Below are 23110 nucleotides of genomic sequence, written 5' to 3'. Positions count from 1 at the left end.
AAAAATAAAAGCGTCGATTGACGCTTTTATGGCTGTTTATTAATTAATGCGAATCAAAAGTGATTGCAATAGTGAATTAGTGGAGGCATCAGTCACTAAATTTGATGAGGGTTCGATAAAGGAAGATCTTTATTTAAGTTTTCATCAAAAATATCTGTAAGCATGCTGTCGAATCGAATTGCGTTGTATTGCAATAATTGCTGAGCTTCGCTTTCAGAAATAAAACCTTCTTTTGTAGCGTTTTCGATATTCTCCTCGAAAGTAAGTCCTTTAAATTTGCCTTTAGATTCAGCTTTTTTAAACTTATCCCAAAGTGGTTCAAGGGTTCGTAAAATCTGGAATGCATGTTCTAAACGACCAGTCACATCGTCGGCTTTGGTTGAATAAAATACGTGATGTTTGAGTTGTTCCCTGAAAGGATGTTCTTGCATCATGAGTTCAGCGACTTGCTGTTTTAACTCATCATCGGGTTTTGAAATCACACGACCAAAAGGGAAACAGATCCATTTCACAAATGCTGCGGGGAGTTTAGCTGGGAAGTTTTCAAATAAACCCCAAAATGCTTCCTGAATATTCAAGAAAGCTTTTTGCAGAGCTAATTTAGCGTGAAGTTGTTCAGCTTCAGTTTTTTGACCCGCTTCATAAAACTTTAAAATTGCAGTAGAAATAAAAAGGTGTGCGTGAATATCGGCCAAACGTCCTGACAGCATCTCTTTGCGTTTTAAGTCTCCTGCGAGTAAGCCAAGCGCCATATCTGCAACTAAAGCAAAGTTGGCACTAAAACGGTTAATCGTCTTATAGTAACTGGCAGTAAATTGATCTACTGATTGAGGAGCATCGCTTGAACCACCTGTCCAACCATAAGCAAATGATTTTGCGCCACGGTTAAAGGTGTAGGCTAAATGTTTAAATAATAAATCATCGAATTTTTTGACTGAAGTGCTTTTATCTTCAGACTGAAGTAGTTGCAACTCTTCAAAAAGGTAAGGATGACAACGCATTGAGCCTTGACCAAAAATCATCAATGAACGGGTTAAAATATTTGCGCCTTCCACTGTAATTGCAATTGGAATTGCTTGGTAGGTGAGAGCAAGGAAGTTGCGTGGCCCAAGTTGAATTGCACGTCCTCCGGCAATATCCATTCCGTGATTGACTACTTTACGCATCGTTTCAGTTGCATAATATTTTGCCATAGCGGTCATCACGGCAGGTGTTCCACCTTGATTTAATCCGCAAGTGACTAAATAACGGAATGCCTCAAGCATGTAGGCATCACTTGCAATTTCACTGGTCGCTTCTTGTACGCCTTCAAATTTACCGACAGAAATATTAAATTGCTGGCGAATTTTCGCAAAAGCTCCTACGGTGAGATAGCTCATTTCACCTGCTGCTGTTGCTAAAGCTGGAAGGGAAATACCACGGCCAACGCCTAAGCATTCCATCAGCATTCGCCAGCCTTTACCGGCATTTTCTTGTCCACCAATAATCCAGTCAATTGGAATAAAAACATCTTCTCCTTCTACTGTTCCATTCATAAATGGAGAACCCGGATAATGACGTGCTCCAATTTTAACTCCCGCATGACTTGCAGGAATTAAGGCACAGGTAATACCGTATTCTGTTTTATTTTTATCGCCGAGTAATCCTTCTGGGTCATAAAGTTTAAATGCGAGGCCAACAACGGTGGCAATTGGGGCAAGCGTAATCCAGCGCTTAGAGAAATTCATGCGTAGACCAAGAACTTGAGCACCTTCATATTCGCCGTAACAAACAACGCCTGAATCTGGAATGGCGCCAGCGTCTGAACCCGCTTCTGGACTGGTTAAACCAAAGCACGGAATTTCTTCACCTTTGGCAAGACCGGGTAAATATTGTTGTTTTTGAGCATCGGTACCGTAATGCATGAGCAGCTCACCGGGTCCCAACGAATTTGGAACCATACAACTCACCGCGGTGGTGAGTGAGCGTGAAGCAATTTTGCTCATAATACGACTTTGTGCGAATGAGCTAAATTCTTTACCACCAAACGATTTCGGAATAATGAGTCCTAAAAAACCTTTATCTTTAATAAATTGCCAAACTTCAGGAGGAAGGTCTTTTAAGTGATGATGAATTTCCCATTCATTGAGCATGCTACAAAGTAGTTCAACTTCATTATCAATAAAACTTTGTTCTTCTTCTGACAAGGTTGGGTAGGGATACTTTTCAAATTGAGACCAATCAGGTGCTCCCATAAATAATTCTTTTTCCCACCAACTGGTACCAGCCTCTAAAGCCTCTTGTTCTGTGGTACTAATGCTCGGCATTGAATTCGCTAACGTCTTATAGGCTGGCTTGGTAATCAGGTTAAATCGTAATGGCTCAACTAAAATAATGATGCTGAGCGCAATAATTGGAATACCTAAAAGCAGAGACCATGGTGTTAGCAAGAACGCTGAAAGTATGGCAATAATAATGGCCACACCGCTACCAAGAACTTTATTTAAGTTAAAAAAGAAAATTGCCCATACTGCAATAAGCTGAATAATAATACTTAATATAAAGAGTAGGAAAATCATACTTGCTCCTTACTAGCTAAGCCCTCAAGTGGATGAAGTTACAAAAGCGAGGAGATATTTAAGGCTTAACTAGCTATTTTGTTGCTGTTTAAATTTGAGTTTTTATGTCGCAAATATTGATGTATATGCTAGAGCAGGGATATATCGTACTTTTAGGTATAAGATATTTTTGAGTGAAAGTGTAAGGGGTTATTTTATTGATTTGTCAAGAAATGTTATTGATTTTCTTATACAAATAAAAAGCCCTCTAATACAGAGGGCATTTTATAGATATTTAATTTATTAAGCTTCGACGACCTGAACAGCAATTTTCTTAGCAGGATCTACTTTACGACGAACTTCTGGTACTGGTTCACCATGGTATTGGCGATCAGCAAAGTAACTTGAACGAACCATTGGTGCAGACCAAATATTTCTAAAACCAAGTTTGCGGCCATGCTCTGCATAACGTTCAAACTCTTCTGGTGTTACAAAGCGGTCAATTGGTGCGTGTTGTTTAGAAGGCTGTAAATATTGACCAATAGTGACATAGTCCACATCATGAGCGCGTAAGTCATCAAGTAATGCAATGACTTCTTCTTCAGTTTCACCAATACCCACCATCAAACCACATTTTGTTGGAATATCTGGGCAATATTCTTTAAACATTTTGAGTAAGGTTAAAGAATGTTGATAGTCTGAACCTGGACGCATGGCTTTATATAGGCGAGGTACAGTCTCAATGTTATGGTTAAATACGTCTGGCGGACATTCAGTCATAATGCGTAAAGCAATATCCATACGTCCACGGAAGTCAGGTACTAAAATCTCAAGCAATGTAGTTGGGCTAAGCGCACGAGCTTCTTTAATACAGTCCACAAAGTGTTGTGCACCGCCGTCAAGCAAGTCATCACGGTCAACAGAAGTAATTACTGCGTACTTGAGTTTCAGATTGGAAATGGTTTCTGCCATGTGACGAGGTTCGTCAGCATCTAACGCATTTGGACGACCATGTGCAACATCACAGAAAGGGCAACGGCGTGTACAAATATCACCCATGATCATGAATGTTGCTGTACCGCCACCAAAACATTCTGGGAGGTTAGGACAAGCTGCTTCTTCACAAACGGTATGGAGTTTTTGAGCACGTAAAGTCGTTTTAATACGCTGAACTTCTTCTGGTGCCGTCATCTTGACACGAATCCAGTCAGGTTTACGCGGCACTTCAACCGTAGGTACAACTTTTACAGGAATTCTTGCGACTTTTTCTGCGCCACGAAGTTTTACACCCTGTTCAGGTTTACGGTGTTCTGACATATTTAACTTTTCCACTCGTTTATAGAGACATTGACATTGTATTATAGCGAAGTTCTTCAGTTAATAGCGGAAAATAACTATTCATATAATAAATGTGGTTATTCAGAAATATAGGGTTGAGAAATACATAAATTCACCGCATATTAGTCATAATCTATTATAAAATATGGTCATTCAAGAGAGGAAGGAGCTTTCAATGCCACGTAAAAAAGAGGTCGTTAGTGGGAATTTCGTTAAATACGATGCGGTAGTTCTCGGTTCTGGACCTGCAGGTGAAGGCGCGGCAATGAAGCTTGCAAAAGCGGGTAAGCGTGTTGCAATTGTAGATGTGCGTGATCAACTTGGTGGTAACTGTGCACATGTAGGAACCATTCCAAGTAAAGCATTACGTCAAACAGTTTCTAGTATTATTCGCTATCAGCGTGATCCAATGTTTCAAAAAGTAGGTGAATGGAAACAGTTCACCATGAAACAGGTTTTGCGTAATGCACATAAAGTGATTCAACAACAGGTTGATACACATACACGCTTTTATGATCGTAACAAGATCGGTGTATTCCACGGGCGTGCATATATTCAAGATAAAAATACAGTTTTAGTTTTCAGCCATGAAGGCATTAAAGAAACAATTATTTGTAAACAAGTTGTGATTGCGACAGGTAGTCGTCCATACCATCCGCAAGGTCTCGACTTTGACCATCCTCGCGTATTCGATTCGGACAAAATCCTTGATCTTGATTACTCAATTCAAAAAATCATTATTTATGGTGCTGGCGTTATTGGCTGTGAATATGCCTCAATCTTTATTGGTCTAGACCATAAAGTTGACTTGATCAATACTCAGCAAAAACTATTAAGCTATTTAGATGACGAAATTGCTGATGCTTTGTCTTATCACTTGCGTGAACAAGGTGTATTGATTCGTCACAATGAACAAATGGATCATCTTGAAACGTTTGATGACCATGTGGTTCTACATCTACAAAGTGGTAAAAAGATTAAAGCCGATGCCATTCTCTGGTGTAATGGCCGTTCAGGAAACACAGAAGGTTTAGGCCTTGAGAATGTTGGGTTAGTACCAAATAGCCGTGGTCAACTTTCAGTAAATGATCAGTACCAAACTGAAGTTGAAAATATCTATGCTGCTGGTGACGTGATTGGTTGGCCTTCATTAGCTTCGGCTGCTTATGACCAAGGGCGCTGTGCTGGCGCAAACATGAGTGGTGAAGATGCTAAACCAGTACGAGACATTCCAACGGGTATTTATACCATTCCGGAAATCTCATCAATTGGTAAAAATGAACAGGAATTAACGGAAGAAAAAATTCCGTATGAAGTGGGTCAAGCTTCTTTCCGTCATTTAGCTCGTGCACAAATTACGGGTGATACAGTGGGTGAGTTAAAGATTCTTTTCCACCGTGACACGATGGAAATTTTAGGTATTCACTGTTTTGGTAATAACGCTGCTGAAATTATCCACATTGGGCAAGCAGTTATGCACAGCCCAAACAATACCTTGAAATATTTTGTTGAAACGACATTTAACTATCCAACAATGGCTGAAGCATATCGCGTAGCTGCGCTCAATGGTATGAATCGCTTGTTTTAATTTTAAATAAGTTTTCAATAAAAAAGCCCGCAAATCTGCGGGCTTTTTTATTTTCATTAGATCATACGATTTTTATATTTTTATGACAGTTCTGATGAGTGATTTACGTGCTTTATATTTTAGTGGGCACAAAATGCTTGGTTAAAATATTCAAATAAATCTGGTGTTTGTTTCCATAAAATTATAGAAAGTACCAAAAATGCAGCGATGATAAAAGCCATAATTGTTTTCAAAAGTAAGGCATTATGCGTCATGAATAACAGCCTCCTCATTAACAAAGAAGTGAACAATCACTCCTAGTATACTTAAGGCTATAGAACATAGCCAAATCGCATTGTAATTACCTGTTAAGTCATGGTTAACGCCGCCAAGCCATCCACCAAAGAAAGAACCGACTTGATGGGTGAAAAACACAATACCACTCAGCATGGAAAGGTATTTAACGCCAAACATATTTGCCACAATGCCATTTGTGAGCGGAACTGTAGAGAGCCATAAAAGGCCCATAATTATGCCAAAAGCATATACCGTATAAGTGCTTAAAGGTAATAACAAAAAGGCAATGATCGCGATGCCACGGCTGCCATAAAGTGCCATTAATAATTTAGGTTTTGAGAAACGATCTCCTAACCAACCAGCACCGTAAGTTCCCACTACGTTAAATAGGCCTACCAATGCCAGAAATACAGTGCCAGTAGCCGCGTCAAATCCATGGTCGATTAAATAGCCGGGTAAATGTACACCTAAGAAGACGACTTGGAATCCACAAACTAAAAAGCCTAAAGCTAACCACCAGAAGGGCTTATGTTTTCTGGCAATGTTAAGCACTTGTTTAAATGTGAGTTGAGGCTGAGCAATTGCTTTTGGTATTTGATTGCTTGACCCTTTTAACATAAGCGCTAGCGGAATAATAAAAGCAATTAATAGCGCACTCACCATCAGGGCTGCTGACCATCCCACTGTTTTAAGTAAGAGCAGGGTAGATGGCAACATAATGAACTGACCGAAAGATCCGGCAGCACTAGCAATACCCATTGCCATGCTTCTTTTTTCTGGTGGAGCAGCTCGACCTACTGCACTGAGTAAAACCGTAAATGAGGTTGCTGATAAAGCTAAACCAATGATAAGACCTAGACTCAAATTTAAAATTAAAATACTAGAACTAAAAGCCATTAAGAGTAGGCCGAGGGTATAGAGCATGCCACCGACTGCGACAACAATTCGACTGCCATATTTATCGGCAATTGCGCCGGTAAAAGGTTGAACGACTCCCCAGATCAGGTTTTGCATAGCAATAGCAAGGCTAAAAACATGTTGCCCCCAACCAAACTCATGACTCATCGGTACTAGATAGAGTCCAAAACCATGTCTGACTCCTAGAGAAAGAGCTAGAATAATTGCACTGCCAATCAACATATAGATGAGGGGCTGAGAAAATTGATTGCCAGTTTTAGTCATGATTAATAGAAAATTATAATAATGTGATGATTTATTGTAGAAGATATATCGAGTAATATCGATATGTTTAGATAGAATATTTAAGGCGAGCTAAAGAGTAAGTAAGGTTGTATTGCTTTGTGAAAAAAAGAAAAGAAGCAGAAATTATTTTGATCTCTGCTTCTTATAAACAATAAAATTAAGCTGCGGAATTGCGTTCAAGTAATGCTTGTTCAAAAAGAACTTGTTCTTTTTCTTTATGTTCGGTGGTGAAGCGAATTAAAATTACGCTACAGCCTGCGACCATAACCAAACCACCTAAAATAAACAAACAAGTTTGAACATCAAGTAAACCTTTGAGTAAGAAACCAGCTGCGACAGCACCAACGTTACCACCTGCACCAATAATTCCTGCAACTCCGCCTAATGCATTACGGTCAATAAACGGAACAAGTGCATAAGTTGCACCACAAGCCATATGAGTAAACAGTGCAAAAATGGTCATAGAAATGATTGCGAGAGCAACACCATTCATTTGTGAGAAGAGTATTAAGAATAAACCTTCACCTAAGATCATGAGTACGAGCACTTTTGTACGACCATCTAATCCTTTTTTGAGCGCTACTTTATCGGAGATGATCCCGCCAAGTGCACGAGCAAATAATGCCAGCAAACCAAAGATTCCTGCAGTTAAACCAGCGGTTTTCAAATCCATTTTGAACTGATCAACATAATACATTGCTGCAACGTTATGGATGAAAATCTCAATACCGAAACTTGCGCCATATGCTAAAAATAAAATCCAGACACGATAGTTACGAGCGGCTTGCATTAAAATTGCTGTACCACCTTTTTTACCACTACCAACCTCAATACCTTGTGCGCGGACTTCTTTAAAGTTTCCTTGAGGACAATCTTGAGTTAATTTCCAGTAAAGGATGCCAACAATAACCATCATTACGCCAGGTACGATTAATGCCACGCGCCATCCCATGGCTTGCTCAACACCAAACATCACAATTGCACCGAGCAATAAAGGCATTAAGGCTTGCGTTGCACCACCGCCAGCATTTCCCCAGCCAGCTGCTGCAGCGTTTGCTGTACCTACAACGTTAGGAGCAAACATAATGCTTGTATGGTATTGCGTAATTACGAAGCTTGCGCCAATTGCGCCAATGAGTAAGCGAAAGAACAGAAAAGATTCATAACTATTGGCAGCAGCTACACCAAATACTGGAATACTGCCGACTAATAGGAGGATGGTGTACGTAATGCGTGGACCATATTTATCGCAGAGTGGTCCGACAATAAGCCGAACTAAAATCGTAATGGCAACAGCAGCAATATTAATATTGGCAATTTGGTCTTTTGTTAATCCAAACTCACCTTTAATAACGGGCATTAATGGTGCACACGCAAACCATGCGAAGAAACATACAAAGAAAGCGAGCCATGTCATGTGGAAGGCACGCATTGCTGGAGTTGAAAAACTGAATAATTTAATCTCAGTTGCTTTTTTTGCATCTAGATTTACATTTGAAGACATACGCCGTCCCCCTGAACTGAACGAAATTTAATTTGCATGGCAATAAGTTGCCTATCTGCAGACCGATCAGAGCGGACATCGTTGGCCGTCTTGGTTTATTCATTGAATCAGCGTTGATTCATTATGCTATGAATAAAGCAAAGGGCGTGCCAAAAAATGAATTTTACTAAAAAGGAAAAATTACTTTCTAATTTTATTAAGTTAGTTTGTGAAGATAAAAATAACTAAAAAAAGAAGATCGAAACGAGAGGAGGGTTATAAGAGTATAGGGAGTTAGTTTTATCTGTTGTGTTTATAAGAAATGCTCATTTTTTTAGCATTTTGATTTAAAAAGAAGCAATTTGTAGGAGCTTATAGATTGAAAGAAAGCTATAAAAACGTGCATAAGTTTTTATAGCTTTACATAACACAAAAGTTAGAAGCGGTAACCGACCCCTGCATAACCTAAAATCGGGTTAATTTCGATATCCGCTTTTGCATTGATTAATTCACCATATTTGGCGTCGCTCACTGTAATGGTCGTATCTGTTTTTAAGTGAGCATACGAGACAGAACCTACAGCGTACCATTTATCATTAAAGTCATAGGTAAATCCTAAAGTTGCTACTGGAGCAATAGCATCGGATGCTTCAAGTTCTACTTTAGGATCACCAGAGCTAGTTTTTCTTTCTAAAGCTGCTCCTGCTTTCCCGTCTTTAATGTTTACAATCATATGGCCAGCATTGACTAAATCTTTCTCAATTTCTGGGTTCATTTCTAATTCGCTAAAATAGGCATACATCACACCTAGACCAACATAAGGTCTAAATTTATTTACGCCAGTTTTGCCAAAATGGTATTGAAACTCAAATGCTGGAGTCCAAGCGCGTGCTGACGCAGCACTTCCGTGTCCTTCAAGATCTGTAATGAAAAGATTATTTTCAAGCTCCATCGAACCAAGGATTCCACCAGCAGGTTTTGCAGTAGCAGAAAAAGGTGCATAAATCTTACCTTTACCTTGTAAATCAACTTTAGGGGGAATACCAGCTTTTAACTCCAATGAAAAATTATCTGTAAAAAAGTAATTACTCATGAGTCCTAAGGTAGTAACGTCATCTGCCTCTAACCCAGTATTCTCGGCATCCCATTGACTCAAACCTCGTACTTGTGCTGTTCCACTTAACCATGCGGGAATGGTATCAGTACCTAAACCAATAACATCAATGAGCTCTTCCAGCACAACATTACTATTACTGTCCGAAATATTATCTTGAATAGTTTTTACTTTAATATCTCCGACCTTAGACTGCTCATTTTCTTTAACAGATGTATTAATTCTAAAAGGTTGAGCTTTTCCTGTAGGCTTGACATATAAAGGACCAGCAGAGACTGAAAAACGTTTGAAGCCATCACCATCTTTTAAACTAAAATATGGAGAAGCGGCTGAGGTGACTGTTGGCAGAGCAAAAAAGGCAGCTGTCATACAAAATAATGACTTTTTCATCATAAAAGGACTCCATGTCCGGCATTTGTTTACTGATTTTTATTGAGCCAACCATACCGTGTTTTATAAAAATGATTGTTTATTAAAAATTAATAATTGTAATTTTTTTGAAATAATTGTTTATATTTAGCAATATTTATTAATTAAAAATACATAATGAATAATAAAAGGCTACATAAAGTAGCCTTTTATTAAATGTAATTAAATGATTAGTTGAAGCGAGATAAGTCTTCTTCAGGGCGCGCAGTTAAAACTTCAATGCCCGTTTGAGTCACTAAAATAGTATGTTCATATTGAGCTGAAAGTTTATGGTCTTTCGTTACAACAGTCCATTTGTCGCCTAATAGTTTAGTTTGCCATACGCCCGCATTTACCATAGGTTCAATGGTAAAAGTCATACCTGCTTCCAGACGCATACCGGTACCCGCTTGACCATAATGTAATACTTGAGGTTCATCATGGAACACAGTTCCAATACCGTGACCACAATATTCACGTACTACACTAAAACGTTCTGATTCGACATATTTTTGGATTGCATGGCCGATATCACCTAAATATGAACCATCTCTAACAGTTGCCATTCCACGATACATGGCTTCTTGAGCAACCTTGCATAGACGATTAGCCAAAATAGAGGTTTCGCCACCGATGACATACATCATGTTTGTATCGCCGTGATAGCCATCTTTAATGACAGTTACGTCAATATTCAGGATGTCGCCATTTTTTAAGATTTTATTTTCAGAGGGAATACCATGACAGACAACATGGTTAACCGAAGTACAAATAGAGTGCTGAAAAGCAGGGCGTCCAGGAGCGCCACCATAGCCGACACAGGCAGGAATAGCATGCTGTACATTTTCAATGTGATTACGGCAAATGGTATCAAGTTCAAGTGTGCTCACACCTGCCTTAATATAGGGCTTGATCATCTCTAGAACTTCAGCCGCCAGTCGTCCTGCAATGCGCATTTTTTCAATTTCATCTGGAGTTTTGATTAATCGACGTGGAGCTGTATAAGTACTGTTCATGATCTCTAAAAACTTTTGGTAATTTACAAGTGTCTATGGTATAAATAGCCGCCCATTTTATCAAATGCTTTTCGTGAATATCTTTTACGAACAATTTTGATAGATGGCGTAAAAAATCCGCACATATATCGTCACATTACTCTGGGTGCCTGTAAAAGGGTGGAGAATGCGGATATATGGAGGCCTAACCCAAACTTTAAGGTAAAGAAAATGGCAGATTACAACGTAAGCATGCGCGACCTTCTTCAAGCTGGCGCGCACTTTGGTCACCAAACACGTTTCTGGAACCCAAAAATGCGTCAATACATTTTTGGCGCGCGTAACAAAATTCACATCATCAACCTTGAGCACACTGTTCCTGCGTTAAATGATGCTTTGAACTTCGCTAACCAATTAGCAAGCAAAAAGAACAAAGTTTTGTTTGTTGGTACAAAACGTGCTGCTTCTAACATCATCCGTGAACAAGCTCAACGCGCTGGTCAACCATATGTAGATCACCGTTGGTTAGGTGGTATGTTGACGAACTGGAAAACACTTCGCCAATCTATCAACCGTTTAAAAGATCTTCAAACTCAATCTCAAGATGGTACTTTTGCTAAGCTTACTAAACGTGAAGCTTTAGAACGTGCTCGTGAGATGGAAAAACTTGAGCGTTCTTTAGGCGGCGTTAAAAACATGGGTGGTTTACCTGACGCGTTATTTGTAATCGACGTTGATCACGAAGCGATTGCAATCAAAGAAGCGAAGAACTTGGGTATTCCTGTTATCGGTATCGTTGATACAAACTCTAACCCAGACAACGTTGATTACGTTATTCCGGGTAACGACGATGCGATCCGTGCAGTAACTCTATATGCTTCTGCTATGGCTGATGCGATTCTTGCTGGTAAAGAATATGCTCAATCACAAGCAAATGCACAAGCTAAAGGCGAAGAAGCTGCTAAAGAAGCTCCAGAGGCTTAATGCATTTTGATGCAAAATTGTCATTTTTGCGACATGTAATGGTGGCAAATTAAGCGTCAAGAAAGCAGAACGGTCCAGAGAACACTTTGGGCCGTTTTTGTTGAACAGATTCATTTTTCTACCGTATTTAGGAGAACAACATGACTGCAGTTACTGCGAGCATGGTAAAAGAATTACGTGACCGTACTGGTCTTGCAATGATGGAATGCAAAAAAGCATTAACAGAATCTAATGGTGATGTTGAATTAGCGATTGATAACCTTCGTAAATCAGGTCAAGCAAAAGCTGCTAAAAAAGCGGGCAACATTGCTGCTGACGGTGCAATCACTATCGTTCAAGAAGGCAATAAAGCAATTTTAGTTGAAGTTAACTGTCAAACTGACTTCGTTGCTAAAGACGAAAACTTCTCTAACTTCTCAAAAGCTGTTGCTACTGCTGCTTTAGCTGCTGGCGAAACTGATGCTGCTAAAATCGCTGAATTAAAATTAGCAGACGGTCAAACAGTTGAAGAAGCTCGTATTGCACTTGTTCAAAAAATCGGTGAAAACATCCAAGTTCGTCGCGCGAAAATCGTTGAAGGCGAAAACTTGGCTATCTACAAACACGGTTTAAAAATCGGTGTTGTAGTTTCTTATACTGGTGATGCTGATACTGGTAAAGGTATTGCAATGCACGTTGCTGCATTCAACCCAGTAGCTGTAAATGCTGAAGCTGTTCCTGCTGACCTTATCGCTAAAGAAAAAGAAATTGCTGAAGCGAAAGCGTTAGAATCTGGTAAGCCAGCTAACATCGTTGAGAAAATGGTAACTGGTTCAGTTGATAAATATTTGAACGAAGTTGCTCTTGATCGTCAAATGTATGTAATCGACAACGACAAAAAAGTTGCTGATGTATTAAAAGCAACTGGTACTACTGTTGCTAACTTCGTACGTTTTGAAGTTGGTGAAGGTATTGAGAAAAAAGCAGAACTTAGCTTCGCTGAAGAAGTTGCTGCTGCTCAAGCTGCTGCGAAGTAATTCGTATCACAATAAAAAAAGCCCCATTGGGGCTTTTTTTATCTCGACTAAAATGAGGGCTTAGAATGATAAATAAAAAAAATCTTAGTATTGGCAGTGTCATTATTTTATTGGTTGCTGGATATTTTGGTCTGGATTTATCTGGGCATAAGCAAAATCAATCGCCATCATCAACCATACCCGAAGCTCGGCATACAGAAACTACATTACCAAGTAATGGAGTCGATAACATAAAAGCTGCTCATGAGCAGAGACAAAGTAATGTTCAAGTGCAGGGAAGTGGTCGGGTCAAAGCAATTTTAAGAGATGATAATGATGGGTCGAGACACCAGAAATTTATTCTTGTTCTAAAAAATGGCCTTTCAATTTTAGTCGCACATAATATCGATTTAGCACCTAAAATTCCTAATTTAAGAAAAGGTGACGTGGTAGAGTTTTATGGTGAATATGAATACAACCCTAAAGGTGGTGTATTACACTGGACTCATCGTGATCCACAAAGTCGTCATGAAAGCGGTTGGCTCAAACATGATGGGCAAATCTATCAATAAAGCCGAATAAACGAATAAAGAGATTGTTTTTATAGAGCAATTTTATTCTATTCAGTTTCTTAAAACATGCTATGGTTTTTTTATTGAATGGATGAGACGTATTTATGCAGCGGGAGCAAGCCGATTATCTGCATGTGCGAGAGCTGGGCGGTTTAGAGTTATTAAAAGCACATTATCACCAAACGCAATTTTCGAAGCATACTCATGAAGGGTATTGTATTGGCGTGATTGAAGAGGGCGCACAGTCTTTTTTTAGGACAGGCCAGCTACATGTAGCTCCCAAAGGCGATATTATTTTAGTAAATGCTGACGAGATTCATACGGGTTCATCTGCTGTTGAGTCGGGTTGGCGATATCGGGCGATTTATCCCACACCTGAAATGTTGGAAGAAGTCAGTCAAGATTTTTTTGAAAATTCACGTGGGGCGCCGTGGTTTCCTCAAGCTGTGATTCGTGACTTGGGTTTAGCCCAACAACTTTGTTTACTCTTTGATTTATTGGAACAAAAAGATAATTTCTTACTCAAAGAAACAATGTATTTGTCTACTTTAGCCTGTCTAATGAAGCGACATAGTAAATCAAATCAGACTTTTTGTGAGTTGCCAGAGGCATATTCAAAAATATTAAGAGTTAAAGAGTTACTGGTAGAAATGCCTGAAACGAATTTTTCTTTGCAAGATCTGGCTGACATGGTGGGCTTGAGCGCATGGCATTTCTTAAGACAATTTAAAAAATATGTGGGCTTGCCACCTCATGCTTGGCTTGTTCAAGCGCGCTTACAAAAAGCAAGACAATTATTAAAACAGGGTGACCAAATTGCAATGGTGGCACAGCAGTGTGGCTTTTCTGATCAAAGCCATTTTAATCGCCACTTTAAAAAAGCAATGGGCGTGACGCCAACTCAATATGTAGCTAGTCTAAATAACTAAATTATTAAAAATTTATTTACAGCAATTTTATTCAATATAAGTCGGCTTTCATCAAGCATGTTATAGAAATGCTTCTTATATTGGATTCTATATATGAATATTCAGCTTAATCAGTCGGTTGAGTTTCCAAAAAATAAGCCATCTTATCTTTTTTTACGCGGTGCAATGGATATTTTACCGTTGTCAATTTCTGTTATTCCATGGGCAATTTTAGCAGGTTCTATGGCAATTCATGCAGGTTTATCTTTCTATAAGGCGCTTGCGATGTCAGGAATTGTCTTTGCTGGAGCAGCGCAATTAGTTAGCTTAAGCATGGTAATGGAAGGTGCATCCACTTTTACAATTTATGTGACGATTTTCTTTTTAACAGCTCAGCATTTTATTTATGCATTAACTTTAAGAAATGACATTTCTATTTTGCCTCTTTCGAAACGATTAAGTTTGGGTTTTTTATTAACAGATGAATTATTTGCGGTATGTGCATCCGGTGAAAAAAGGCAGCCAGAATACCTGTTGGGTGCAGGTCTATCTTTTTATTTATTCTGGGTAGTGTTTAGCTTGGTAGGAATACTTTTAGCAACAGTGATTCCTGATTTATTAAATTATCATTTAGATTTTTCAATTGTGGCTATTTTTGTTGCCATGATCGTACCGTTATGTAAGGGGTTGCCTGTACTTGCTGGTGTGCTAATGACCTGTTTTAGCGGATTTTTCTTTAAATTTTATCAAGTTGAAGGGGCGATTTTACTTTCAGGATTACTAGGGATGTTGGTTGCTGTGTTAACTGAAAAAATAGAGAAGGAGCGATAATATGTCTTGGTTCATGATTTTAGGCTTGGCAGCAATCGTCTTTTTTAATCGTTATTATTTTTTAGAGCCTAACGTTAAAATTAAACTGCCTCTTATTATGAATAAGATGCTTAATTATTCTGCTCCCTGTTTATTAACAGCAATTTGTATTCCAGTTGTTTTTTTTGATGGCGATAATTTAAAAGGAGTTTTAGATAATTCTTATATTTATGCAGCAATCTTTTGTATTGTAATTTCCATTTATCTAAAAAGAGTACTTTTAAGTGTTATCGCTAGTTTAGTTTTTTTCTATTTTATAAATTTTCTAATAAATCAGTAAAATGTAAAAAGCTGAATCGAGATGATCCAGCTTTAATTTAATCATTAGGAAAGAGCGTGTTTTTGTCTGCTTTTCCATTTAGGTAAGATTTTTCCTAGATAGGCATCCATGCACCAAACTGGTCCAATCAGTAGAAATTGTAAATCTTTAAAGAAAGATGGCTTTTTGCCCTCGATTTTATGGCCATAAAACTGTCCGACCCAAGCAACTACAAAAATAGCGATATAAAATCCTACTCCTACAGGTAGGGTGTAAATAAGCCACGCCATAACCACCAGTAAAGCAGCCATTGCAACAGCAAGTACAAGATCTAAACGTGCATAAAATACGAGAGTCAGTACAAGTAATAGGGCTGTGAGTAAAGCGCTGAAATGGGCAATGATTCCAATAATAGAAAATAAAATGGCAGGAACGCAGAGCCAGTGAATTTGTTTGTTGGTTGGGTTTTGATGGCTTTCGCTATATTCATCAAACCATTCTGTAATGGATTTCATTAATGGCACACTCCTTGTTTTAGATTTGATTTATTTTTTCTGAGTATATTTTATCCTGTTCTTAAGGTAGGCGACAAGAAAGCGGTATTATTCAACTATAGGAACTTGGCAATAAAGATTTAAAAAGAACATGAGAAAAATGTAATGTCTGGGTGATAGAAAAAGTACTCAATGTAACCTTGAGAATGATGCAATATTTCAGAATATTTTTTATAGGTTGCTAGATGATGAAATCATCAAAAAAAGTGTGATTTTGAGATAGGTGGGAAAATTGCATGAAAAAGCTCTACTTATCTACTCTAAAAACGCCATAATTAGCCTTAATTTTATAAAAATGGTACTAGGGTAGCGGAAATTTAATAAAGTCGCTCTAAATGCAATTTAGAAGCAAAATAAGCTTGGATAAGATAAACGTACTTTTTTGTGTAAAAAATATTCAAATTTAAGGGTGGAGAAGGGCTAAAAAAGATAATTTTTTTAACCTAAGTTAGAAATTATTTTTATAGTTTAAAACATAAAAAAGCCGCAGAAAAAATTGCGGCTTTTTACATGAACTCTAGAGGCTATAACTTATGAAGTTGGACCATCAACACGTTCAATATTTACTTTTGCAGTTCCCGCATTGGTAATACCAAGACGTTTAGCAGCACCGTATGATAGGTCAAGTACACGATTGCCATGGAAAGGACCACGGTCATTTACTTTTACAACCACACTTTTACCATTGTCTTTGTTAGTTACTCGGATGTAACAGTTCAATGGTAGGCTACGGTGAGCAGCAGTGAGAGCATTCATATCGAATGTTTCACCATTTGCTGTTTTACGACCATGGAATTGACGACCATACCATGAAGCCATGCCAGTTTGGCTAAACTTACGAACAGTGTTTGAAGCTACTGTGTTAAGTTTTTCAATCACTGAAGGCTCATCTTCAGGGATTTCAATTTTTGCTGCGATCGCTTGACGACGAATTTGATCGCCAGAACGTTCAGTGATTGAAAGACTGTTAATGTTAGAAAAACGAGAATTAAAATTTTGAGTATCTTTACTCAATACACGAGCTGCTAAATTAGAGCCATCTACATCATTATTTAATGATGATGATTGCACCATTTCAGCGTGCAATGGGGCCATACTTAAACTAGCCGTCAGTGCAAGAACGTATTTCAGCGATAACTGCATTTGTATAAACTCCTGAGAACATGTACTTTTTTCTTTCAGCGATTGACTGAAATTTAAAGTGAACATGTCTGATTATTCACTTTTGCAATTGCTACATTGGGGTGGATAATATTCATCGCTTACGGAGAGTGTCTAGTCTTTAACGAGAAATCGTTACAAAAAGGGCAAAAACTTACAGTTCTAGGTTAAAAAATAGCCAAAAGTGTAACAAGATATTAAATTTGTGCGTATTGTGATCTATTTAACAAAAATATTTATTGACTTTTACATAACTCATAAAAAAGCTAGCCTATCGGCTAGCCACTTCAGTGCCTAATAACCATACAGCAGTCGCATACATACGACTCTTATTATAGGTCGTAATCACTTGAAAATTCGGGTAAGTTAAATAGTAAATTGGACCATTATAGTCTTGTAATTGAATAACATTCACCATATCCAGATCATCAATTTTAACTAAAGGATTTAATGGTGAAATACCTAGTGTCTTTAATGCCCCATATGGAAAAGGCTGAGTTAAATCTTTAGCAATAATACTTTCTGGATTTGACCCCGTGTAACGCGCCATAAACCCGATAGGTTGATCGCGTTGCCATCCTTGTTTTGCTAAGTAGTTTGCAATTGAACCAATTGCATCTTCTGCAGAGTTTCTTAAATCGATATGTCCATTACCGTCATAATCGACCCCATATTTACTAATATTGCTCGGCATAAACTGTGGATAGCCAATTGCACCTGCGTAGGAACCTACAATACTATTTGTTGGGTAGCCTTCTTTATAAGTCCATGCAATAAGAGCAGCTAACTCATCACCAAAATATTCAGCACGGCGAGGGTAGCCAAAAGCAAGTGTGGCTAAGGCATCACGTGTAATAAAAGAACCTTTATTGGCGCCATAACCTGTCTCAACACCCAAAATACCTAAAATGACTGCTTGAGATACACCGTATTGTTGTTCAGCGCGATTTAAAGCATCTGCATATTGGTTTTTAAAACGGACACCACGTTGAATTGTCCCTTCAACCAAAAACATAGAACGATAGTCATACCAAGGTTTGCTTTCCCCTGGACGAGTCATAATATTTAGAATGTTTGGTAAATTTTTTGCACCACTCATAGCTGCATCAACTTGATCGCCACTTAATCCATAAGCGCTCATGGTTTTTTGTTTAAAATTTACATAGTCAGGATGTGTTGCAAAATCGTTGGCCTGAGCGAAGTGACTTGTACTGATTAAACCAGTACACAAAGCGAGCATTTTTAAAGTTTTATTTAAGTGTTGAGACAACATATCGTTTTAAAATTCCAGATTATCGATGTGTATGAATGGACATGACTAAACCAAAGGTGGCCATTAAAGTAATAATAGCTGTTCCGCCATAACTCATAAAAGGTAAAGGAACACCTACTACAGGTAAAATACCACTGACCATTCCCGCATTTACAAATACATACACAAAAAATGACAAACCAAAGGCGCCAGCAACTAAACGTCCATAGTTATGGAAGCTTTGTAAACCGATTTGGAATGTTCTAAAAATAATAGCAAAATAAAGAATAACTAAAATAAGTACACCGATGAGCCCAAATTCTTCGGAATACGCGGCAATAATAAAGTCGGTATGACCTTCGGGTAAAAAGTGCAAATGTGATTGAGTTCCTTCAAGAAATCCTTTGCCCGAAAAACCACCAGAACCAATCGCAGTTTTAGATTGAATAATATTCCAACCTGTACCGAGTGCATCCGCCTCTGGGTCAAGCAACGTTAAAACCCTTTGACGTTGATAGTCGTGTAAAAGAAATTCCCACGCAATTGGAATGATGACCGCAGCGCACGCTCCTGCAGCACCGATCATACGCCATGATAGTCCACTTAAAAATAAAACAAATATGCCACTTGCTAGCACTAACACTGATGTCCCTAAATCGGGTTGTTCTGCAATTAGTAAAAAAGGAATACCAATTAACATTAAGGATAAAACAACTTGTGAAAAGCTAGGGGGAAGGGGTTTACGTGCTAAAAACCATGCAACCATCATGGGCATACCGATTTTCATGAATTCACTGGGTTGGACACTTCCGAAACCGGGAATATCAATCCAGCGCTGAGCACCCATTCGGACTTCGCCAAACACCATGACTGCCACAAGTGAAAATAAGCCAAACAAATAAAAATATGGTGAAAAAGCTTGATAGACCTTGGGCGGAATTTGGGCTAGACCAAACATAACTAAAAAGCCAATACCAAAACTCATGGCTTGTTTACTCACTAACCCCACATCCTGTGCAGAAGCACTATATAGTACGGTTAAACCTAATAAAGCATTTAAGAGCAGAAATAGGCATAACCAAGGGTCAACATGGAGTTGTTGCCACTTTGACGGTTGCATAGCGGTGCTAAGACCATCTCGAGGAGCTTGGCGTAAAAATTTATATTGTGGGCTAGGAGACATGCGGCGTTAACTAAGGTCAATCAGTGCTTGGCGCATGCTAACATAAACGTGGTGAATGGCAATGTATATCAATATTTTGCAATAAAAAAACCTAGCTCTCGCTAGGTTTCCGATAGTCTATTTTTTATTAGTTAAAGAATAGACTATCATGGTATTCAGCCATCGCTTTAAGTTCAGTGCGATTTAAGCTTGGAATCAGTTTGTCGATTGCAATGTGAACTGCTTTTGTTACAGCTGCTGCACCAATATCTGCTGCTTTACGCTTAATCATGCCAAGGTCTAATGTCTTGTTAAAATCAGACATGAAGTGTTTGATCATCGCATCGCCGAATTGTTTATATAATTCAGCTAAAGCAGCTTTATTAATGTCATTGCCTGCTTCAAGCTCAGTAAAGTTATGCTTAAGGTTAGTCACTAAACCTGCATCTAAATTTACGCCTATTTTATATTGGCCTTGTGGGTCTTTAAATAAGCTTTTTTCAGAAAACTCTACTGACTGTTTAACCACATCATTTGGTGCTTTGCTTAGCAATTGCTTTAAAAGAACAGCAACAGTTGATTTGACATAGCCTGCTAGTTTTTCGGCAGTATCGCGCTTTTCACTTGCTGGAAAATGCTGAACTAACTGAATTAAGACATTATCAATAATTTCTTCATTAAGTTGTAAAGCAATCTTATCGCGAAGTGGATATAAAGGTTCACTAGAATTTTTATTCGCAATTCCAGTTTGTATATCGTTCAATAAGCCTTCAGAAGGGGTAAAACCAAAAAACGGCATGGTATATCCTCAAATTATTCGTTTTATTGTCGTGCCAATCGAATCGGTTTTGGCATCCATGAAAGATCCGATACTCGGCAAGGGTTAATATCAAGTCCGCCGCGACGAGTATAAGTTGCATAAACCATCAGCTTTTCAGGCTGTAGATTTTGCCAAATATCGGCAAAGATCTGTTCGACACACTGTTCGTGAAAGCCGTTATGCTGACGGTACGAGATAATATAAGCTAAAACACTACGATAACAAGGTTTTTTGCCTTTAAAACGAATAAAAACTGTACCCCAATCAGGTTGTCCCGTGACTGGGCAGTTACTTCTTAAAAGATGAGAATACAATTCAACTTCGACTTCTTCACCAGACTCATCTAGTTTTAAAAGAGTGGCATCAGGATGTTGTTCTAAACGCTCTGGAGTGAGGTCGTCAACACAAATACCTTGAGGCTTAGAAATCTCTAAATCATCTACTTGAAATAGGGTTAACTCAACTTTTGCACCAGCCGCAGCGGAGAGATCTTTTTCAACAGTTTCAATGAAGGACTGTTTAGAATCAAACTGAGTGAAATTAAGACTATTGAAGTAAAGTTTTAATGACTTAGATTCAACCAAATTCGGTGAAGATGCAGGTAGCGTAATTCTGCCAATAGCAACTTGCGGGATAGCATGAGCGTTTAACCATGAAATTTCAAAAACATGCCACCAATCTTTACCTTGTGTGATGCCTTCAATATGCGAGTAGGCTTCACGAGACTGAGCACGGGCAATTGGAAATAAAACATCAGGTTGATAGTTAGTTGGATATTGGGTTTCTTTCCCCAACAAAGACTGTTCGACACTCATTCACGCATTCCTGAACCACGAGCAAGTAAATAGTAAGCAACTCCGTAAAGTACAACACAGCATGATGTCACAATGATTAAAGAGAATGAAACATTCACATCGCTATGACCTAAAATGCCGAAACGGAAAGCATTAACCATATAAACAATAGGGTTAATTAAAGAAAGTTTTTGCCAAAAAGGACCAAGGGAACTAATGGCATAAAACACACCACCTAAATAAGTTAAGGGTGTAAGAACAAAGGTTGGAATAATAGAAATATCATCAAATGATTTTGCATAGACTGCATTAATAAAACCACCTAATGAGAAAAGAACCGAAGTAATTAAGACTGTATATATAGTTACGAACCAGTTGTGTATGAAAAGGTCGGTAAAGAACATGCTCATTGCAGTTACAATTGTACCAACTAATACACCACGGCAAATACCACCGATCACATAGCCCCACAAAATAATATGTAGTGGCACAGGACTCATGATGAGTTCTTCAATGCTTTTTTGGAATTTTACGCTAAAGAAACTGGAAGACACGTTGGCGTAACTATTAGTAATGACAGCCATCATAATTAAGCCAGGCACAATAAATTGCATATAGCTCACGCCACCCATTTGTCCAATGCGTGAACCAACCAAATTACCAAAAATGACGAAGTACAAACTCATTGTAATTGCCGGTGGTAATAAGGTTTGTGGCCAAATGCGTAGAAAACGGCGTACTTCTTTACGAACTATGGTCCAGAGAGCAATTTGCAGTTGGCTAAAATTCATTTTGCCTCTCCTTCAAGATTTTTCTCGACCATTTTGACAAATAACTCTTCTAGACGGTTCGATTTATTACGCATACTGTGAACACGAATACCTTGAGATTCTAATAACTGGAATAGGTCATTCAATGTATGCGCTCTATCCATCGTGACTTCTAAAGTATTGCTATCAATTAAGTTGAACTTGACACCAATAATGTTTAACTGGAGCGGCCCAATCGGTTCGGCTAAATCGAAGATAAATGATTCTTCATTGAGCTGATTAAGGAAGCTCTTCATGCTGGTATCTTCTTTAATTACACCGCGGTCAATAATCGCAATGCGACGACACAACATTTCTGCTTCTTCTAAATAGTGGGTCGTTAAAATAATAGAAGTACCGCTTTCGTTCATTTCGGTTAGAAAATCCCACATAGAACGGCGTAATTCAATATCTACACCAGCAGTAGGTTCATCTAAAATAAGAAGTTTAGGCTCATGCATCATGGCACGGGCAATCATCAGACGACGCTTCATACCACCAGACAGCATACGTGCTTGTATATTACGTTTTTCCCACAAACCGAGTTTTTCTAAATAATGTTCGGCACGTTTTTCTGCAATCTTTTTATGGATACCGTAATAGCCAGCTTGAGTGACTAAAATATCGAATGTTTTTTCAAACTGCCCGAAGTTAAATTCTTGAGGAACGACACCAAGCTGCTGTTTTGCCAGAGATGGATGGGTATCGAGGTTGTGCCCAAAAATCTCAACTGTTCCTGAGGTTTTTTTTGTGAGGGAGCTGATAATACCAATGGTTGTTGATTTGCCGGCACCATTTGGGCCTAACAACGCATAAAATTCACCTTCAGGCACAGTGAGGTTAATACCTTTTAACGCCTGAAAACCATTACGATATGTTTTGGACAAATCTCTTAAAACCAAAGCATCAGTCATGAAATTCTCACATTATGAAAGAGGGGTATATTTTGAGCGATAATGATTAATAAACCAAGTAAAATAGTCGGAATTTTATAAAATTAAGATAAATTGAGAAATTATTATATAAAA

At 38.4% G+C, this 23110-nt stretch carries 21 protein-coding genes; 7 read left to right on the top strand and 14 right to left on the bottom strand.

What is annotated here, in order from left to right:
- Positions 1-95: 95 nt before the first annotated feature.
- Together BMW38_RS04955 and lipA are read right to left on the bottom strand one after the other, a co-directional pair.
- Positions 96-2558: an acyl-CoA dehydrogenase gene (locus tag BMW38_RS04955; protein ID WP_092706290.1), complete on the bottom strand. Its 2463-nt coding sequence runs from the start codon at positions 2556-2558 to the stop codon at positions 96-98.
- Between the two features lie 282 nt (positions 2559-2840).
- Positions 2841-3854 (bottom strand): lipoyl synthase, encoded by a 1014-nt coding sequence (gene lipA, locus BMW38_RS04950; protein WP_003650609.1) that lies wholly within the window; start codon positions 3852-3854, stop codon positions 2841-2843.
- 196 nt (positions 3855-4050) lie between these two features.
- Here lipA and sthA point away from each other — a divergent pair, with 196 nt between their 5' ends.
- Complete coding sequence (sthA, locus tag BMW38_RS04945; RefSeq protein ID WP_003650611.1) at positions 4051-5463, top strand: Si-specific NAD(P)(+) transhydrogenase; 1413 nt, start codon at positions 4051-4053, stop codon at positions 5461-5463.
- A gap of 243 nt (positions 5464-5706) precedes the next feature.
- Here the strand turns inward: sthA and BMW38_RS04940 are convergent, their stop codons facing one another.
- The 4 genes from BMW38_RS04940 to map form a co-directional block, all read right to left on the bottom strand.
- Positions 5707-6921 carry an MFS transporter gene (locus BMW38_RS04940; RefSeq protein ID WP_092706288.1) on the bottom strand — a complete coding sequence of 405 codons (1215 nt, stop codon included), beginning with the start codon at positions 6919-6921 and terminating at the stop codon, positions 5707-5709.
- Positions 6922-7099: 178 nt separating this feature from the next.
- Complete coding sequence (locus BMW38_RS04935; RefSeq protein ID WP_092706286.1) at positions 7100-8446, bottom strand: MFS transporter; 1347 nt, start codon at positions 8444-8446, stop codon at positions 7100-7102.
- A gap of 415 nt (positions 8447-8861) precedes the next feature.
- Entirely contained in the window at positions 8862-9932 is a 1071-nt protein-coding gene (locus BMW38_RS04930; protein WP_092706284.1) for an OmpW/AlkL family protein, read from the bottom strand.
- Positions 9933-10138: 206 nt separating this feature from the next.
- Positions 10139-10963 (bottom strand): type I methionyl aminopeptidase, encoded by an 825-nt coding sequence (gene map, locus BMW38_RS04925; RefSeq protein ID WP_092706282.1) that lies wholly within the window; start codon positions 10961-10963, stop codon positions 10139-10141.
- A gap of 210 nt (positions 10964-11173) precedes the next feature.
- Between map and rpsB the strand changes: the two genes are divergently transcribed.
- From rpsB to BMW38_RS04895, 6 genes are all read left to right on the top strand, one after another.
- Positions 11174-11926 carry a 30S ribosomal protein S2 gene (gene rpsB, locus BMW38_RS04920; RefSeq protein ID WP_092706280.1) on the top strand — a complete coding sequence of 251 codons (753 nt, stop codon included), beginning with the start codon at positions 11174-11176 and terminating at the stop codon, positions 11924-11926.
- A 140-nt stretch (positions 11927-12066) separates the two neighbouring features.
- Positions 12067-12942, top strand: a complete 876-nt coding sequence (tsf, locus tag BMW38_RS04915) for a translation elongation factor Ts (protein ID WP_092706277.1) — start codon at positions 12067-12069, stop codon at positions 12940-12942.
- A 65-nt stretch (positions 12943-13007) separates the two neighbouring features.
- Complete coding sequence (locus BMW38_RS04910; RefSeq protein ID WP_092706275.1) at positions 13008-13493, top strand: DUF3465 domain-containing protein; 486 nt, start codon at positions 13008-13010, stop codon at positions 13491-13493.
- Between the two features lie 104 nt (positions 13494-13597).
- Positions 13598-14422: an AraC family transcriptional regulator gene (locus BMW38_RS04905; RefSeq protein WP_092706273.1), complete on the top strand. Its 825-nt coding sequence runs from the start codon at positions 13598-13600 to the stop codon at positions 14420-14422.
- Between the two features lie 93 nt (positions 14423-14515).
- Positions 14516-15232 carry an AzlC family ABC transporter permease gene (locus tag BMW38_RS04900; protein ID WP_092706270.1) on the top strand — a complete coding sequence of 239 codons (717 nt, stop codon included), beginning with the start codon at positions 14516-14518 and terminating at the stop codon, positions 15230-15232.
- A gap of 1 nt (position 15233) precedes the next feature.
- The gene (locus tag BMW38_RS04895; RefSeq protein ID WP_005046064.1) at positions 15234-15551 is read left to right on the top strand and encodes an AzlD domain-containing protein; all 318 of its coding nucleotides are present in this window, start codon (positions 15234-15236) and stop codon (positions 15549-15551) included.
- Positions 15552-15595: 44 nt separating this feature from the next.
- On the opposite strand, the gene BMW38_RS04890 is transcribed toward BMW38_RS04895, so the two are convergent.
- From BMW38_RS04890 to BMW38_RS04855, 8 genes are all read right to left on the bottom strand, one after another.
- Entirely contained in the window at positions 15596-16045 is a 450-nt protein-coding gene (locus BMW38_RS04890) for an Mpo1 family 2-hydroxy fatty acid dioxygenase (RefSeq protein WP_004643497.1), read from the bottom strand.
- Positions 16046-16615: 570 nt separating this feature from the next.
- A complete protein-coding gene (locus BMW38_RS04885) occupies positions 16616-17227 on the bottom strand; it encodes a septal ring lytic transglycosylase RlpA family protein (RefSeq protein WP_045430069.1) in 612 nt (203 codons plus the stop codon).
- A gap of 289 nt (positions 17228-17516) precedes the next feature.
- Complete coding sequence (mltB, locus tag BMW38_RS04880) at positions 17517-18518, bottom strand: lytic murein transglycosylase B (protein WP_092706268.1); 1002 nt, start codon at positions 18516-18518, stop codon at positions 17517-17519.
- A 19-nt stretch (positions 18519-18537) separates the two neighbouring features.
- Positions 18538-19680: a rod shape-determining protein RodA gene (gene rodA, locus BMW38_RS04875; RefSeq protein WP_045430082.1), complete on the bottom strand. Its 1143-nt coding sequence runs from the start codon at positions 19678-19680 to the stop codon at positions 18538-18540.
- Positions 19681-19807: 127 nt separating this feature from the next.
- Positions 19808-20458, bottom strand: a complete 651-nt coding sequence (locus BMW38_RS04870; RefSeq protein WP_092706266.1) for a hypothetical protein — start codon at positions 20456-20458, stop codon at positions 19808-19810.
- 23 nt (positions 20459-20481) lie between these two features.
- The gene (queF, locus tag BMW38_RS04865; RefSeq protein WP_092706264.1) at positions 20482-21294 is read right to left on the bottom strand and encodes an NADPH-dependent 7-cyano-7-deazaguanine reductase QueF; all 813 of its coding nucleotides are present in this window, start codon (positions 21292-21294) and stop codon (positions 20482-20484) included.
- Positions 21291-22064, bottom strand: a complete 774-nt coding sequence (locus tag BMW38_RS04860; RefSeq protein ID WP_092706262.1) for an ABC transporter permease — start codon at positions 22062-22064, stop codon at positions 21291-21293. Before BMW38_RS04860 ends, queF begins: the two co-directional genes overlap by 4 nt.
- On the bottom strand, positions 22061-22996 hold the full coding sequence (locus BMW38_RS04855) for an ABC transporter ATP-binding protein (RefSeq protein WP_003650650.1): 936 nt from the start codon (positions 22994-22996) through the stop codon (positions 22061-22063). Before BMW38_RS04855 ends, BMW38_RS04860 begins: the two co-directional genes overlap by 4 nt.
- Positions 22997-23110 lie beyond the last annotated feature (114 nt).

Origin of the sequence: Acinetobacter sp. yr461 (genome assembly GCF_900110445.1) — a bacterium.
GTDB classification, from domain to species: domain Bacteria; phylum Pseudomonadota; class Gammaproteobacteria; order Pseudomonadales; family Moraxellaceae; genus Acinetobacter; species Acinetobacter calcoaceticus.
The sequence above is the reverse complement of the archived record's forward strand: the minus strand, read 5'-3'. Positions and strand labels throughout refer to the sequence as shown.